13 protein-coding genes are annotated in these 14099 nt (G+C 73.3%); 8 read left to right on the forward strand and 5 right to left on the reverse strand.

Annotation, left to right across the window (positions count from 1 at the left end; genetic code table 11):
- Positions 1-2: 2 nt before the first annotated feature.
- From ACFO3Q_RS10895 to ACFO3Q_RS10905, 3 genes are read left to right on the forward strand one after another with little or no spacing between them, the layout of a single operon-like run.
- Entirely contained in the window at positions 3-1829 is a 1827-nt protein-coding gene (locus ACFO3Q_RS10895) for a putative nucleotidyltransferase substrate binding domain-containing protein (protein ID WP_377004709.1), read from the forward strand.
- 44 nt (positions 1830-1873) lie between these two features.
- Complete coding sequence (locus ACFO3Q_RS10900; RefSeq protein ID WP_377004710.1) at positions 1874-2392, forward strand: hypothetical protein; 519 nt, start codon at positions 1874-1876, stop codon at positions 2390-2392.
- A 5-nt stretch (positions 2393-2397) separates the two neighbouring features.
- Complete coding sequence (locus ACFO3Q_RS10905; RefSeq protein ID WP_377004711.1) at positions 2398-3846, forward strand: 3'-5' exonuclease; 1449 nt, start codon at positions 2398-2400, stop codon at positions 3844-3846.
- Between the two features lie 74 nt (positions 3847-3920).
- Here the strand turns inward: ACFO3Q_RS10905 and ACFO3Q_RS10910 are convergent, their stop codons facing one another.
- The 3 genes from ACFO3Q_RS10910 to ACFO3Q_RS10920 all read right to left on the reverse strand — a co-directional run bounded on the left by ACFO3Q_RS10910 (position 3921) and on the right by ACFO3Q_RS10920 (position 6131).
- A complete protein-coding gene (locus ACFO3Q_RS10910; protein ID WP_377004712.1) occupies positions 3921-4244 on the reverse strand; it encodes an EF-hand domain-containing protein in 324 nt (107 codons plus the stop codon).
- A gap of 21 nt (positions 4245-4265) precedes the next feature.
- Entirely contained in the window at positions 4266-4781 is a 516-nt protein-coding gene (locus tag ACFO3Q_RS10915) for an SRPBCC family protein (protein WP_377004713.1), read from the reverse strand.
- 135 nt (positions 4782-4916) lie between these two features.
- Complete coding sequence (locus tag ACFO3Q_RS10920; RefSeq protein ID WP_465251331.1) at positions 4917-6131, reverse strand: DesA family fatty acid desaturase; 1215 nt, start codon at positions 6129-6131, stop codon at positions 4917-4919.
- Positions 6132-6297: 166 nt separating this feature from the next.
- On the opposite strand from ACFO3Q_RS10920, the gene mutM reads away from it, so the two are divergent.
- A complete protein-coding gene (mutM, locus tag ACFO3Q_RS10925) occupies positions 6298-7110 on the forward strand; it encodes a bifunctional DNA-formamidopyrimidine glycosylase/DNA-(apurinic or apyrimidinic site) lyase (RefSeq protein WP_377004715.1) in 813 nt (270 codons plus the stop codon).
- Between the two features lie 57 nt (positions 7111-7167).
- On the opposite strand, the gene ACFO3Q_RS10930 is transcribed toward mutM, so the two are convergent.
- Positions 7168-7806 (reverse strand): thymidine kinase, encoded by a 639-nt coding sequence (locus tag ACFO3Q_RS10930; protein WP_377004716.1) that lies wholly within the window; start codon positions 7804-7806, stop codon positions 7168-7170.
- A 42-nt stretch (positions 7807-7848) separates the two neighbouring features.
- Positions 7849-8571 (reverse strand): SEL1-like repeat protein, encoded by a 723-nt coding sequence (locus ACFO3Q_RS10935; RefSeq protein WP_377004717.1) that lies wholly within the window; start codon positions 8569-8571, stop codon positions 7849-7851.
- 127 nt (positions 8572-8698) lie between these two features.
- On the opposite strand from ACFO3Q_RS10935, the gene ACFO3Q_RS10940 reads away from it, so the two are divergent.
- From ACFO3Q_RS10940 to ACFO3Q_RS10955, 4 genes are all read left to right on the forward strand, one after another.
- A complete protein-coding gene (locus ACFO3Q_RS10940) occupies positions 8699-10690 on the forward strand; it encodes a UvrD-helicase domain-containing protein (RefSeq protein WP_377004718.1) in 1992 nt (663 codons plus the stop codon).
- Between the two features lie 82 nt (positions 10691-10772).
- Positions 10773-11906 (forward strand): cyclopropane fatty acyl phospholipid synthase, encoded by a 1134-nt coding sequence (gene cfa / locus ACFO3Q_RS10945; protein ID WP_377004719.1) that lies wholly within the window; start codon positions 10773-10775, stop codon positions 11904-11906.
- 92 nt (positions 11907-11998) lie between these two features.
- The gene (locus ACFO3Q_RS10950) at positions 11999-12874 is read left to right on the forward strand and encodes a 5'-nucleotidase, lipoprotein e(P4) family (protein ID WP_377004720.1); all 876 of its coding nucleotides are present in this window, start codon (positions 11999-12001) and stop codon (positions 12872-12874) included.
- A gap of 250 nt (positions 12875-13124) precedes the next feature.
- Entirely contained in the window at positions 13125-14099 is a 975-nt protein-coding gene (locus ACFO3Q_RS10955) for a hypothetical protein (RefSeq protein WP_377004722.1), read from the forward strand.

A 14099-nucleotide genomic window follows, 5' to 3' on the forward strand; every position in this document is an offset into this window, starting at 1 on the left:
GCATGCACGCGACGTCCGAGGACACCCTCGCTTTCCTGCGCGCGGTGCCGCCGTTCGACCGCCTGCCGCCGCCCGAGCTCGAGGCGCTCGCGCAACGCTGCGAGCGCAGCGTCCACGAGGCCGGCAGCACGATCTACAGCGCCGGTGCGCCGATCGCGCACCTGTACGTACTTGAATGCGGCGAGGTCGAGATCCGCGACGCCGACGGCGGGCTGGTCTCGGAGCTCGGTGCGGGCGACTGCTTCGGCGAGCGCGGCCTGCTGCGCGACGGCGTCGCCGCGACCACGGCACGCACGCGGACGCCCGCGGTGCTGCTGCAGGTGCCGGCGGACGCGTTCGCCCGCCTGATGGCCAGGCATCCCGCCGTCGCCGGCCATTTCGCGCGGAGCGGCGCGCGGCTCACGCGCTCCACCGGCCTGGCGACCGTGCGTGCGCGCGACCTGATGCTGCGCGTGCCGGTCACCTGCCCGCCCGACCTGCCCGCGGACGACGTCGCGCGCCTGATGCGCACGCACGACATCTCCTGCGTCGTAGTGGTCGATCCCGCGCGGCAGCCGGTGGGCATCGTCACCGGCGGCGACCTCGCGCGGCGCGTGCTGGCGGACCGGCGCGACCCGGCGACGCCGGCCCACGAGGTGATGACGCCCGACCCGCGCGCACTCCCTCCCTCGGCGCTGGGCTCGGACATCCTGCGCACCATGCTCGAGGCGCGCATCGGCCACCTGCCCGTGGTCGAGGACGGGCGGCTCGTCGGCGTGATCACCCAGACCGACCTCACCCGCTACCAGGCGCTGCTGGCCGCGGGGCTCGTCGCGCAGGTGAACGCCTGCCGCGATAGCGCGGCCATGGCCGCGGTCACCGCGCGGGTGCCGGCGCTGCTGATGCAGCTCGTCGAGGCGGGAACGCCGCACACGACGGTCACCCGCCTGGTCACCGACGTCGCCGATGCGGCCACGCGACGGCTGATCGCCCTGGCCGAGGCAGCGCTCGGGCCGGCACCGGTGCCCTACGTGTGGCTGGCCTGCGGCTCGCAGGGCCGGCAGGAGCAGACCGGCATCACCGACCAGGACAATTGCCTGTTCGTGGACGACAGCGCCGGCGAGGCGGACATGGCCTACTTCGAGCGGTTCGCGCGCAGCGTCTGCGACGGACTGCACGAGGCCGGCTACGTGCACTGCCCCGGCGGCATGATGGCGATGAACCCGCGCTGGTGCCGCCCGGTGCGCACCTGGCGGCGCTACTTCAGCGACTGGATCGCCACGCCCAACCCGGAAGCGCAGATGCTGGCGAGCGTGATGTTCGACCTGCGCCCGATCGCCGGCACCGCGGCGCTGTTCGAGGGCGTGCAGGCGGAGACGCTGGCGATTGCCGCGGCGCGGCCGATGTTCGTCGCACACATGATCGCCAACGCGCTGCGCCACGCGCCGCCGCTGGGCATCCTGCGCGGGCTGTCCACCATCCGCTCCGGCGCCCACCGCAAGCGCGTGGACATGAAGCACGGCGGCGTGGTGCCGGTGGTCGACCTCGCCCGGCTCTACGCGCTGCAGGCGCGCATCCCGGCGGTCAACACGCGCGCGCGGCTGGAGGCCGCGGGCGCCGCCGGCACGATCAGCGCCTCGGGTGCGCGCGACCTGGTCGAGGCCTACGACCTCATCGCGACCCTGCGACTGGAGCACCAGGCGCGGCTGGTGCGGGCCGGTCGCCCTCCCGACAATTACCTCGCGCCCGCCGACCTCTCCGACTTCGAGCGCGGCCACCTGCGCGACGCCTTCGTCGTCGTGCGCGGCATGCAGTCCGCCATCGGGCATGGCCGCAACGCGTTCACCTAGCGCCTCCACCACCCGCCTTCCGACCACCCACACCAGGAATCCAGATGCTGCTCGAGTTCATCGCCATCGTCGCCGCCGGCTTCGCGCTCGCCGGCATCGCCCTGACGCTCAACCTCGTGGTCGGGAAGCGCCTGCCCGGGTGGATCTTCCCGGCCTCCGCCGGCGTCGGCATGCTGGCGATGGCGATCTGGCTCGAATACTCCTGGCTCGACCGCGTGACCGACGGCTTCCCGCAGGAGGTGGAGGTGGTCTCCACCAACCGCCAGCGCGTCTGGTACCGCCCGTGGACCTTCGTGGTCCCGCAGGTGAACCGGCTGATCGCGGTCGACCACCGCTTCGAGCGGCGCAATCCTGCGCTGCCGGACCAGGTGCTGACCAGCGTGCTGCTGGCCGGCCGCTGGGAGCCGTCGCGCCAGTTCGGCGTGGTGGTGGACTGCGCCGGGCAGCGCCGCGCCGACCTGGTGGACCAGGTGGTGTTCGGCGAGGACGGCGCGCTGGAACGCGCCCGCTGGCTGCCGCTGGCCGCGGACGACCCGCTGCTCCGCGCCGTCTGCCGGGGATGAATCGCGTGGGGCTGCGCCTCCGTGTCTTCCTGTTCTTCGCCCTGCTCGGGCTGGGCAGCGCCGCGGCCATCGCGACGGGCGCCTGGTTCGCCGCCGGGCGCACGGAGGCGGGCGACGCCCTCCCCGCACTCGTCCAGGCGGCCCTCCTCGCGGGCGTGCTCGTCCTGGTGCTGGTGACCTGGGTCTGGCTGCTGTTCGACGCCCACGTCGCCCGTGCGGTGGAGACGCTGGCCCACGGCCTGCGCGCCCGTGCGCACGCCGCGGAGGACGCCGAGCTGGACGCCGAGGCCGCCCGCTACCTGGGCGACCTCGCGCCGGCGGCGGCGGAAGTCGCGCAGGGCCTCGCGATCACCCGGAGTGCGCTGGCCCAGGCCACGGCGCGCGAGACGGCGCGCCTCTCGGTCGAGAAGGCCCGGCTGGACGCCCTGCTCGCCGACCTTCCGGTCGCCGTGCTGGTCTGCACGGCCGAGCACCGGCTCGTGCTCTACAACGCCCGGGCGCTGGCCCTGCTGGGCGCCGTCCCCGCGCCCGGGCTCGACCGCAGCCTGCTGGACACCCTGGAGGAAGGCCCGCTGGCGGCCGCCTACCGGCAGCTGCTGGCCGCGGCGGATCCCGAGGCCGCCTGCGGCTTCCGGTGCACCGCCACCGGGAGCGGCCGCCATCTCGCCGCGCGCATGCGCCTGCTGCGCGAGTCGGAGTGGGACGGCGCCGCGTCGGCACCGCCCTACGCGCTCGTCCTCCTCGATGCCGGGCGCGACGACAGCGCCGGGCCCGCACTCCTTCCGGCGACGGCCGGCGGCGCCCTGGCCTACGACTTCGACCTGCTGGCCCGCCCCTACGCGCCGGCGCTCGCCGCCACCCGGCTCGAGGCCCTGACCTGCGTGGTCTTCGACACCGAGACCACGGGCCTGGCACCGTCGGCCGACGCCATCGTCCAGATCGCGGCGGTGCGCGTGGTCAACGGCCGCGTGGTCGAGGGCGAGACCTTCGAGACCCTGGTGGATCCCTGCCGCCCGATCCCGGCCGGCTCCACCGCGGTGCACGGCATCACCGACGCCATGGTCGCGGGCGCTCCGCCGGTCGCGGAGGCGGCGGCGCGCTTCCACCGCTTCGCCGACGGCGCCGTCCTGGTGGCCCACAACGCGCCGTTCGACATGGAGTTCCTGCGCCGCACCGAGGCCGCCATCGGCGCGCGCTTCGATCATCCGGTGCTGGACACGGTGCTGCTCTCGGCCGCCGTGTTCGGCCAGCGCGAGGACCACTCGCTCGACGCGCTCGCGCGGCGGCTGGGCGTCGTCATCCCGGAGGGCGCGCGCCACACCGCCATGGGCGACGCCGTCGCCACCGCGGAAGCCTTCCTGAGGCTTGCGGCGATCCTGCGCGGCCGCGGCCTGGACACCTTCGGCGACGTGCTGGCGGAAATGCGCCGGCACGGCCGCGTGCTGCGGGGCTGAAGCCCGGGAGCGACGAAGCGGAGCAGTGAGCCGGGAGGCGTGGGAAACGAGGGGTCCAGCGCCTTGCCCGCGCCTCACCGCGGCGGCGCGGTCAGCTCCTGCAGCGTCAGCATCCCGTCCCCGTCGCGATCCATGCGCGCGAACATGCGCGCCAGCGCGCGCTCGCGCTGCACGCGCGAGACGGGCGCGGCCTCGGCGAAGGGCAGCTCGGCGCCCGCGAGGATGCCGTCGCCGTCGCGGTCCATGGCGTCGAAGGCCCGCAGGCCGTGGTCGAGGTATTCGCGCAGGGAGATCAGGCCGTCGCCGTCGGTGTCCATCCGGGCCAGGTACTCGGCGGGCGTGCGCGGGAGGTCGTCGGCCGGCGCCTGGGCGACGACGGCCAGGGGCAGCGCCAGCAACAGTCCCGCGCTCCGCCGCACTCAGCCCGCCTCGACGTGGCGCTTGAGCGCCTCGAGGCTGGTGATCAGCATGCGGTGCCGCTCGGGACTGGACGACAGCACCGGCGGGCAGGGGAAGGGCTCGTCCTCGCAGGCCAGCTCGACGCGCACGCGCGTGGTGTCCTTGGCGCTGCCGCGCAGCAGGCGCAGGGTGTAGCGCCGGGCGATTCCCTCGCCCCGGCGGCCGATCATGTTGAGGCCCAGCTCGCGCCCGGGCTCCCATTCGCTGACCTCGAAGGCCTGCTCCACCACGTCGCCGTCGAGCTGGCGGCGGACCAGCCAGCGGCTGCCGACGCCGAGCATCCCGCGGCTCAGCCACTCGATGTTGTGGATGTCGGGGACCCAGTCGCGCCAGCGCTTGATGTCGCCGATCGCGGCGAAGACCCGCTCCGGCGGCGCCTCGATCTGGAACTCGAAGGCGTTCGTGCCGTCCTCGGACGGCCGGACGATGTCCGCATTGCGTGCGCCGGGCGCGTCTTGGCGGCGGTTCGAGTGCATTGTCAGAGGGTGCGCGCCGGAATCGCCCGAATCAAGTCCGCGGCACGGACGAGGCCGCCCGGAGGCGGCCTCGTGGTCAGCGGGGATTCGGCGAGGGCAAGGCGACGCATGCGTCGTCGGAAGCGCCCGCCGGGCTCAGGCGGTGGCGCCGCGCGCAGGCGCCAGGGTGTAGCCCTTGAGCCGCTCCGAGAACTCCTGCAGCGCGCGGATGCCGCTGGCCTCGGCCTCGCGGCACCACTCCTGCAGCGCCTGCAGCGAGGCGGTGGCGTCGTGCTGGCGCGCTTCCAGCAGCGCCGCCAGGCGCGCCCGGTGCTCGACCAGCACCGCCAGGCGCGGCCGCGTCTGCACCCAGGCCTGCAGGCGCTCGCGGCCGGCGGCGTCCAGCCAGCGGCCGTCGCTGGCGAGGGCGCGGCGGATGCGCCGCGGCACGGACTTCAGGCTGTCGCCGGCGTCGCGGGCCTCCTCGCGCAGCGCGGGCTTGAGCACGGTGCGGTAGTAGTCGGTCATCGCCTGGAAGCGATGCGAGAGCAGCGCCCGGAGGGTCTCCGCGTCGGGCATGGCGATGTTCGGGCGGACGTCGATGGACGGCGCCACGCGCAGCACCTTGGCGAGGCCGAGCTTCTCCAGCCCCTGGATCACCACCCAGCCGATGTCGAACTCCCACTTGCGCAGGGCGAACTTCGCCGAGCTGGGGAAGGTGTGGTGGTTGTTGTGCAGCTCCTCGCCGCCGATCCAGAAGCCCCAGGGCGTGAGGTTGGTGGCCTTGTCGGCGGTCTCGAAGTTGCGGTAGCCCCACCAGTGGCCGAGGCCGTTGACCACGCCCGCCGCCCAGAACGGGATCCAGATCATCTGCACCGCCCACACCGCGACGCCGACCACGCCGAACAGCGCGACGTCGATGAGCAGCATGAGGGTCGGGCCCCAGTTGGCATGCTTGGCGTAGAGGTTGCGCTCGATCCAGTCGTCCGGGCAGCCCTTGCCGTACTTCTCCATGTCCTCGCGGCTGGCGCGCGCGTCGCGGTAGAGCTCGGCGCCCCTCCAGAACACGCGCTTGATGCCCAGCACGTGCGGGCTGTGGGGATCCTCCTCCGTCTCGCACTTGGCGTGGTGCTTGCGGTGGATCGCCGCCCACTCCTTCGTGATCATCGAGGTGGTGAGCCACGTCCAGAAGCGGAAGAAGTGCGCCAGCGCCGGATGGAAGTCCACGGCACGATGCGCCTGGCTGCGGTGCAGGTAGAGCGTGACCGAGAAGATGGTCAGCTGCACGAAGACCAGGAAGGTGACGAGGATGCCGACCCAGCCGAAGCCGGTCAGGCCACCGGTCAGCCAGTCGTAGAAAGCGGAAGACATGCGCGTGGGTACTCCGGACGGATGCCCCATGATGGCCGCTCGCTCCTGCCCGGGCCATCCCTGCGAAGGCGTATGGAGCCGTCGGGATTCAGCAACCTCAAGCCGGTGCCTTGTTGCCGGCCGGCGCCGCGCCCATCTGCGGACGGCATCCGCCCGAGATCCACCCGTGCCCGAGCTTCCCGAAGTCGAAACCACGCGCGCCGGCCTGGCGCCCCATCTCCTGGGCCGCAGCGTGACCGGCGTCACGCTGCGGCGTCCGGACCTGCGCTGGCCGATCCCCGCCGAGGTGGCGGAGACGCTGCCCGGCCAGCGCATCCTGGACGTGCGCCGCCGCGCCAAGTACCTGCTCGTCGACACGGCACCGGGCAGCGCCCTGCTGCACCTGGGCATGTCCGGCATGCTCCGGGTGCTGCCGCCGGAGACGCCGCCCGGCCCGCACGATCACGTGGACCTGAGGCTCGACAGCGGCCGGGTGCTGCGCTTCACCGATCCCCGCCGCTTCGGCTGCCTGCTCTGGCAGCCGGCCGGCGACACCCATCCACTGCTGCGGGAGCTCGGACCGGAGCCGCTGTCGGACGCCTTCGACGGCCGCCACCTGTTCCTGCGCTCGCGGGGGCGCAGCGCGCCGGTCAAGGCCTTCCTCATGGACCAGGCGGTGGTCGTCGGCGTCGGCAACATCTACGCCGCGGAGAGCCTGTTCCACGCCGGCATCTCCCCGCTGCGCGCGGCCGGCAGCGTGTCGCCGGCCCGCTACGGGCGCCTCGCGGAGGCGGTGAAGGCGATCCTGGCCCGTGCCATCGCCCGCGGCGGCACCACCCTGCGCGACTTCCTCAGCCCCGACGGCGCGCCCGGCTACTTCGAACAGGAGCTGTGGGTCTACGGACGCGGCGGCGAACCCTGCCGCACCTGCGGCGCCCGCCTGCGCGAGGCCACCATCGGCCAGCGCGCGAGCGTGTGGTGCGGGCGGTGTCAGCGGTGAGGCGGTGAGGCGGGGTCGGAGCCCGGGCTCAGGGCACGGGGCGCGGGCGTCAGGGGATTACCCGTTCCCGGTTTCCCGCTCCCGCTTCTCCGTGGCCATCGGCGCCACCCGGGCCTCGCCGCCCATCACGCGCTTGAACTCCGCGCGGCTGACCGAGACGTAGCGCTCGTTGCCGCCGATCTGCACCTGCGGGCCGTCGGTGACGACGTGGCCGTCGGCGTCCACCCGCACGACCATCGTCGCCTTCTTGCCGCTGTGGCAGATGGTCTTGATCTCGGTCAGCTCGTCGGCCCAGGCCAGGAGGTGGCGGCTGCCCTCGAAGAGTTCGCCGCGGAAGTCGGTGCGCAGGCCGTAGCAGAGCACCGGGATGCGCAGCAGGTCGACCACGTCGGAGAGCTGCCAGACCTGGTCGCGGCCGAGGAACTGCGCCTCGTCGACCAGCACGCAGTGCAGCGGCCCGTTCGCCGCGACGTCGGCGCGCACCACGGCGAGGAGATCGTCCTGCGCCGTGAACACGTGCCCGTCGGCGCGCAGCCCGATGCGGGAGGCGACGACGCCCGTGCCGTGGCGGTCGTCGAGGCGCGGGGTGAGGATCAGCGTGCGCATCCCGCGCTCGCGGTAGTTGTGCGCGCTCTGCAGGAGCGTGGTGGTCTTCCCGGCGTTCATCGCCGAGTAGTAGAAATAGAGTTTCGCCATCCACGGAGTGTAGAGCGTGCCGCGCCTCCGCGCGCCGTCTCCCTAGTCTCCCGAGGGGGCGTCCGGCGTCCGCAGGATCTCCAGCTCGCCGACCTCGACGCTGCCGCGCGGCGGTGCGTCCCAGACCTCGTCCTGCCAGGCCCAGTAGCGCTCCGGCTCCCAGAACTCGGGGTCGTAGAAGCGGCTGCCGTCGATCTGGCGCATGCGGCCGTCGGGCCCGGGAATCTCGACCTTGAGCGCATTGCCGCCGAAGCCGGTGCGCGATCCGGTCATCCGCTGCCGCGCACGGCGCAGCACCCGCTCCAGCCGCGGCTTGGCCACGACGTCGCCGTAGACCTCGTACATGTCGCCGCCCACCTCGATCGCGCGGGCGCGCTCCTCGTCCGACAGCGCCGCCCAGTACTGCTCGCGCTTGAGCAGGAAGGTGCGGTAGTGCCGTTCCGCGGCCAGGTCCATCCAGACGTAGCCGAGGGCGCGATCCCGCTCGACGCCCTGCCCCGTCCAGTACATCTCGGCGAGCATGGCCTGCGAGGGCTTGTCGGCATGGCGCGCGCCCCTGCGGAAGTACTCGAGCGCGCGCTCGGGGGCGCCCTTCCGCCACTGTTCGACCCCGTGCGCGCGCCACTTCATGTCCGGATGCGCGTCCAGGAAGCCCGCACTGCCCATGACCTCGGGATCCGGCCCGCGGCGCCGTTCCCCGGGTTCTCCGGCGACGGCGCCTGCCGCCAGCCACGCCCCTGCCAGCAGCGCTGCGATCCGCTTCATGCTTCCCCCTCGGCGTCCCGTCCACGGCCGATCATCGCGGCCCGGACGGGGGGAATCCAGTCCCGCCGGCTGACGCTGCCCCGGCCGGCTGCGACAATGCCGCCCGCTCTTCCGTCCCGCCCGCACCATGTCCCTCAACCCCCAGCAGCGCGCCGCCGTGGACTACGTCGACGGTCCCCTCCTCGTCCTCGCGGGCGCAGGCAGCGGCAAGACGCGGGTGATCACGGAGAAGATCGCGCACCTGGTCGATACCGGCCGGCTGCAGGCGCGGCACATCGCCGCGATCACCTTCACCAACAAGTCGGCGCGCGAGATGAAGGAGCGCGTCGCCAAGCGCCTGCCCGGCGACCGCGCGGACGGCCTGACGGTCTGCACCTTCCACGCGCTCGGCCTGCGCTTCCTGCAGATCGAGCACGCGAAGGCCGGCCTGCGGCGCGGGTTCTCGATCTTCGATTCCGACGACCAGCTGGGCGTGATCAAGGACCTCGCGCCCAAGGGCGTGAAGCCCGACGTGGTGGAAGCCCTCCGCCAGCTGGTGTCCAGGGCCAAGAACGAGGCGCTGACGCCCGGGGAGGCGATGGCCGCGGCGCGCTCGCCGCGCGAGGTGGAGGCGGCGACGGTCTACGACCTCTACCAGCAGCGGCTGGCGGCGTTCAACGCGGTCGACTTCGACGACCTCATCCGCCTGCCGGTGCGCCTGCTGGAGGCCGACCCCGAACTCGCCGCGGCCTGGCGCGAGCGCCTGCGCTACCTGCTCGTGGACGAGTGCCAGGACACCAACGGCGCGCAGTACCGGCTGCTGAAGCAGCTCGCCGGCCCGAAGGGCATGTTCACCTGCGTGGGCGACGACGACCAGTCGATCTACGCCTGGCGCGGCGCCGATCCGGAGAACCTGCTGAGGCTCGGGGCGGACTACCCGAACCTCAAGGTGATCAAGCTGGAGCAGAACTACCGCTGCTCGGCGCGCATCCTGCGCGCGGCCAACACGCTGATCGCCAACAACCCGCACGAGCACCTCAAGCAGCTGTGGTCCACGCATCCCGACGGCGCGCCGATCCGGGTGTGGCCCTGCCGCGACGCCGAGCACGAGGCCGAGCGCGTGGCGGCCGAGATCAGCTTCCGGCAGGAGTCGGAGAAGCTGCAGTGGAGCGACTTCGCCATCCTGTTCCGCAGCAACTTCCAGTCGCGCGAGCTGGAGAAGGCGCTGCAGCGGCTGCGCGTGCCCTACCACCTCTCCGGCGGCACCGCCTTCCTCGACCGCGGCGAGGTCAAGGACGCCCTGGCCTGGCTGCGCGTGCTCGCCAATCCGGACGACGACTCCGCCTTCCTGCGCGCCATCGCCGCGCCCAAGCGCGAGGTCGGCTCGGCCTCGCTCGCGAAGCTGGCGGAGCTGGCGCGCAACGCGCACATGCCCATGTCGCGCGCCTGCGAGTCCATCTCGCTGCTCAAGCAGCTGACGCCGCGCGCCGCCGCCGGACTGGATGCCTTCGCCTCCATCCTGCGCACGCTGCGCGCGGAGGCCGAGCGGCTGACGCCGGCGGAGCTGTGCCGCAGCCTGATCGAGCGCTCCGGCATGCTCGGCGCGCTCCGGGCGAGCTGCAAGGACGAGGCGCTGTTCCAGCGCCGCAAGGCCAACCTCGACGACCTCGCGAGCTGGTTCGAGGCCGCGCCCGGCATGAAGAGCAGGCCCGGGCCGGGCGAGCTGGCGGCGCAGCTGGCCCTGCTCACCCACGCCGACCGCGGCGAGCCCGGCAACCAGGTGCGGCTGATGAGCCTGCACGCCGCCAAGGGGCTGGAGTTCGAGGCGGTGTTCATCGTCGGCGTCGAGGACGGCGTGCTGCCGCACGAGGCCAGCATCGAGGAGGCCCGGCTCGACGAGGAGCGCCGCCTGTTCTACGTCGGCATCACCCGCGCCAAGAAGGCGCTGTGGCTGTCCTACTCCGCGAAGGCGAAGAAGTGGGGCGAGGTCGTCAGGCTGACCCCGAGCCGCTTCCTCGACGAGCTGCCGCGCGCCGACCTGTTCCGAGACGGCGACGACCCCGAACGCGACGCCCAGCACCGCCGCGAGCGCAGCCGCGCCCAGCTCTCGGCCATCGCGGCGCTGTTCGACGAGGACTGAACGGGCCGGCCTTCACGGCGCGACGACGACGACGCCCGGCTTCGGCGCTAGATTCCCCGGCATCGCGCTGCGGAGCATCGTGATGTCCACCCCGTCCGCCGGCCGCAACGGCCGCTTCCGTCGTCGCGTCGCCACGCTGCTGGAGACGGCCGACGTGCGCCTCGACGGCGACCGTGCCTGGGACATGCAGGTCCACGACGGCCGCCTGTATCGGCGCCTGCTGGCGCAGGGCTCGCTGGGCCTGGGCGAGAGCTACGTCGACGGCTGGTGGGACGCGGCCTCGCTCGACGGGCTGGTCTTCCGCCTGCTGGACGCGCGCCTGGACGAGCGGGTGCACGGCGCCGGCGCGATCCTGGACGGCCTCGTCGCGCGGCTGGTGAATCTGCAGACCCGGCGCCGCAGCCGCGTGGTCGGCGAGCGGCACTACGACCTCGGCAACGACCTCTACACCGCGATGCTGGGCCGGCGCCTGGTCTACAGCTGCGGCTACTGGCGCGACGCCGACGACCTCGACGCGGCGCAGGAGGCCAAGCTCGACCTGGTGTGCCGCAAGCTCGGCCTCGCGCCCGGCATGCGCGTGCTCGACATCGGCTGCGGGTGGGGCGAGGCGCTGAAGTTCGCGACCGAACGCTACGGCGTCGAGGGCGTCGGCGTCACCATCTCGCGCGAGCAGGCGGACTACGCGCGCACGCTCTGCGCGGGCCTGCCGGTGGAGATCCGCCTGGCCGACTACCGCGACCTCGACGAGCGCTTCGATGCGATCTTCTCCATCGGCATGTTCGAGCACGTCGGCGTGCGCAACTACGCGACCTTCTTCGACGTGGCGCGGCGCTGCCTCGCCGACGACGGGCTGTTCCTGCTGCACACCATCGGCGGCGAGCGTTCGACCCGCCACACCGACCCCTGGATCGCGCGCTACATCTTTCCCAACTCCATGCTGCCGTCCGCCGCGCAGATCGCGCGCACGGTGGAGGGCCGCTACGTGGTCGAGGACTGGCACAACTTCGGCGCCGACTACGAACGCACGCTGCAGGCCTGGCGCAGCAACGTGGAGGCGGCCTGGGACCGCCTGCCCCGCTACGACGCGCGCTTCCGGCGCCTGTGGCGCTACTACCTGTCGAGCTGCATCGCGGCGTTCCGGGCGCGGCGCATCCAGCTCTGGCAGCTCGTGCTCTCGCCGCGTGGCGTTCCGGGCGGCTACGTGGCGCCGCGCTGAGGGCGTCTCGCGACAGGCGGCGCGAGGCACGCTCGGGGACGCGCGGACGGTCCGGGTAGACTGCCGCCTCCATCCGCCGTACCGCATCGTCCATGTCGATCGTCCGTCTCCCCGCCCTCGTCCTCGCGCTCGCCCTGGCCGGCTGCGCCACGGCACCGCAGTCCGCCGCCCCACCCGCCACGGCGGCCGCCGCGGACGACAACCTCAACGCGGTCGCCTGGGTCCAGACCAGCGCCGAGTACCGGATGCTGGCGATGCAGACCTACCGCAGCGCCGCCGCGCTGCTGGACGCGGCGCTGGCCGACCCCGACTGGGACGCGCTGCTGCCCGAGGACCGCCTCGTCCCCGCCCGGGGGCTCGCGCCCGCGGTCGTGCTCGACATCGACGAGACGGTGCTCGACAACTCCCCCTACCAGGCCCGCCTGGTGCGCGACGGCGGCGAGTACGACGAGGCGAGCTGGGACGCCTGGGTCCGCGAGGAGGCCGCCGGCGCGGTCCCGGGCGCGCTGGCCTTCACCCGCGCCGCCGCCGCCCGGGGCATCGAGGTCATCTACGTCTCCAACCGGGCCGCCCACCTGGAGGCGGCGACCCTCGCCAACCTTCGCGCCCTCGGCTTCCCGGTCGGCGAGCCGGAGCGGGTGTTCTACGGCCTCGGCCGCCACATCGAAGGCTGCGAGCAGCACGGCTCGGAGAAGGGCTGCCGCCGCCAGGCGGTCTCGCGCGACTACCGCGTGCTGATGCAGATCGGCGACCAGCTCGGCGACTTCGCGACGATCGACGCCAACACGCCCGCCGCCCGCGCGGCGCTGCTGGAGGCGCACGCCGACTGGATCGGCAGCCGCTGGTGGGCCCTGCCCGGCCCCACCTACGGCAGCTGGGAGCCAGCCCTGTTCGGCAACGACTGGCGCCAGCCGCGCGAGGCACGTCGTGCGGCCAAGCGCGCCGCGCTGCAGTTCTCGGAAGGCTGACAAGCAGCATCAGTCACTTACGTCAACAACCTGATGCGTTGACTTCATAGTCGGACGCAAGTACCTTGCGCGACGCCAGCGCGGTGCCATGCCGCGATGGCCGTGTCTCCACAACACGAGCGAGTCCTCCGGCATGGCCGGATTTTGACGGGAGGCCCTCGGGCCTCCCGTTCTTGTGCGCGACGTCCAGTCAGGCGGGCGACGTGGGCGAACTGCTAGATTGTCGGGCCGATTCTTCCGGAGCAGACGCATGCGCGTTCCGCACCTTGCCCTGACCGGCCTCCTGCTCGCGCTCGTCGCGCTGGCCGGCTGCCGGCGCGACGACGACCAGGCCGGCCCGCCGCCGGTCGCGGCCACGCCCGATGCCGCGGTCCACGCGCTGGCCGCGCGCCTGCAGGCGCGCGACCTGCAGGGCTTCTCGCAGCTCGCCCTGCCCCCCGCGCTGCGCGCGCAGGTGGCCGAGCGCTGGAACGCCGAACAGGCGGCCAAGCCCGCGCCCAGCGCGGAGGACCAGGCCGAGTTCGCCGCACAGATGGAACGCCTCACCGCGCCCGGCGCCGAGGACGCGCTGTACGCGGAGCTGGAGCCGCAGCTGGCGCAGTGGGAGCGGGAGTTCGCCGCCCAGGCGCCCATCGCCATGGGCATGCTCACCGGCCTGGCCAACGTCGCCATCAACCGCAGCGAGACCCTGAGCGAGGCGCAGAAGCGGCACGCCAGCGGCATCGTCGGCGCGCTGTCCGGCTGGGCCATGGAGGCGCCGCTGACCGACCGCGAGCGCGCACGGGACGCCGTGGCGGTGACGGTCGAGACCGCCCGTGCGCTCGACCTTCCCACCGCCGACGATGTCATGGCGCTCGATTTCGATGCCGCCCTGGCCCGCGGCGGCGTGCTCTTGGACGGCGCCTTCCGGGTCGTCGCGCTGTACGGCCTCGACCTGGACGCCAGCCTCGACGGCATGGAGACCGAGATCGTCGCGCAGGAGGACGACACCGCGCTGGTGCGGGTGAACTACACCCTCGCCGGGCGGCCGCTGCAGTTCGACATGCCGATGGTCCAGCACGACGGCCTCTGGTACAGCGCCGACGCCATCGAGAGCGCCGAGCGCCGCCTCGCCGAGCCGCTCGACGCCGACGCACCCGACACCATCCCGACCGAGACGCCGGATGCCCCCGAAGCCGGCTCCGGCACGGTGCGCGCCGCCGCGCCGGCGCCCGCCAAGGGCTGA

The sequence above is a fragment of the Coralloluteibacterium thermophilum genome, from assembly GCF_042654365.1.
Lineage (GTDB): Bacteria > Pseudomonadota > Gammaproteobacteria > Xanthomonadales > Xanthomonadaceae > Coralloluteibacterium > Coralloluteibacterium thermophilum.

Excerpts from the sequence above, each read along its gene's own strand:
- ACFO3Q_RS10895 (WP_377004709.1), top strand. The coding sequence starts at position 3 with ATGCACGCGACGTCCGAGGACACCCTCGCTTTCCTGCGCGCGGTGCCG.
- ACFO3Q_RS10900 (WP_377004710.1), top strand. The coding sequence starts at position 1,874 with ATGCTGCTCGAGTTCATCGCCATCGTCGCCGCCGGCTTCGCGCTCGCC.
- ACFO3Q_RS10915 (WP_377004713.1), bottom strand. The coding sequence starts at position 4,781 with ATGCACTCGAACCGCCGCCAAGACGCGCCCGGCGCACGCAATGCGGAC.
- ACFO3Q_RS10920 (WP_465251331.1), bottom strand. The coding sequence starts at position 6,131 with ATGTCTTCCGCTTTCTACGACTGGCTGACCGGTGGCCTGACCGGCTTC.
- ACFO3Q_RS10930 (WP_377004716.1), bottom strand. The coding sequence starts at position 7,806 with ATGGCGAAACTCTATTTCTACTACTCGGCGATGAACGCCGGGAAGACC.
- ACFO3Q_RS10935 (WP_377004717.1), bottom strand. The coding sequence starts at position 8,571 with ATGAAGCGGATCGCAGCGCTGCTGGCAGGGGCGTGGCTGGCGGCAGGC.
- ACFO3Q_RS10940 (WP_377004718.1), top strand. The coding sequence starts at position 8,699 with ATGTCCCTCAACCCCCAGCAGCGCGCCGCCGTGGACTACGTCGACGGT.
- cfa (WP_377004719.1), top strand. The coding sequence starts at position 10,773 with ATGTCCACCCCGTCCGCCGGCCGCAACGGCCGCTTCCGTCGTCGCGTC.
- ACFO3Q_RS10950 (WP_377004720.1), top strand. The coding sequence starts at position 11,999 with ATGTCGATCGTCCGTCTCCCCGCCCTCGTCCTCGCGCTCGCCCTGGCC.
- ACFO3Q_RS10955 (WP_377004722.1), top strand. The coding sequence starts at position 13,125 with ATGCGCGTTCCGCACCTTGCCCTGACCGGCCTCCTGCTCGCGCTCGTC.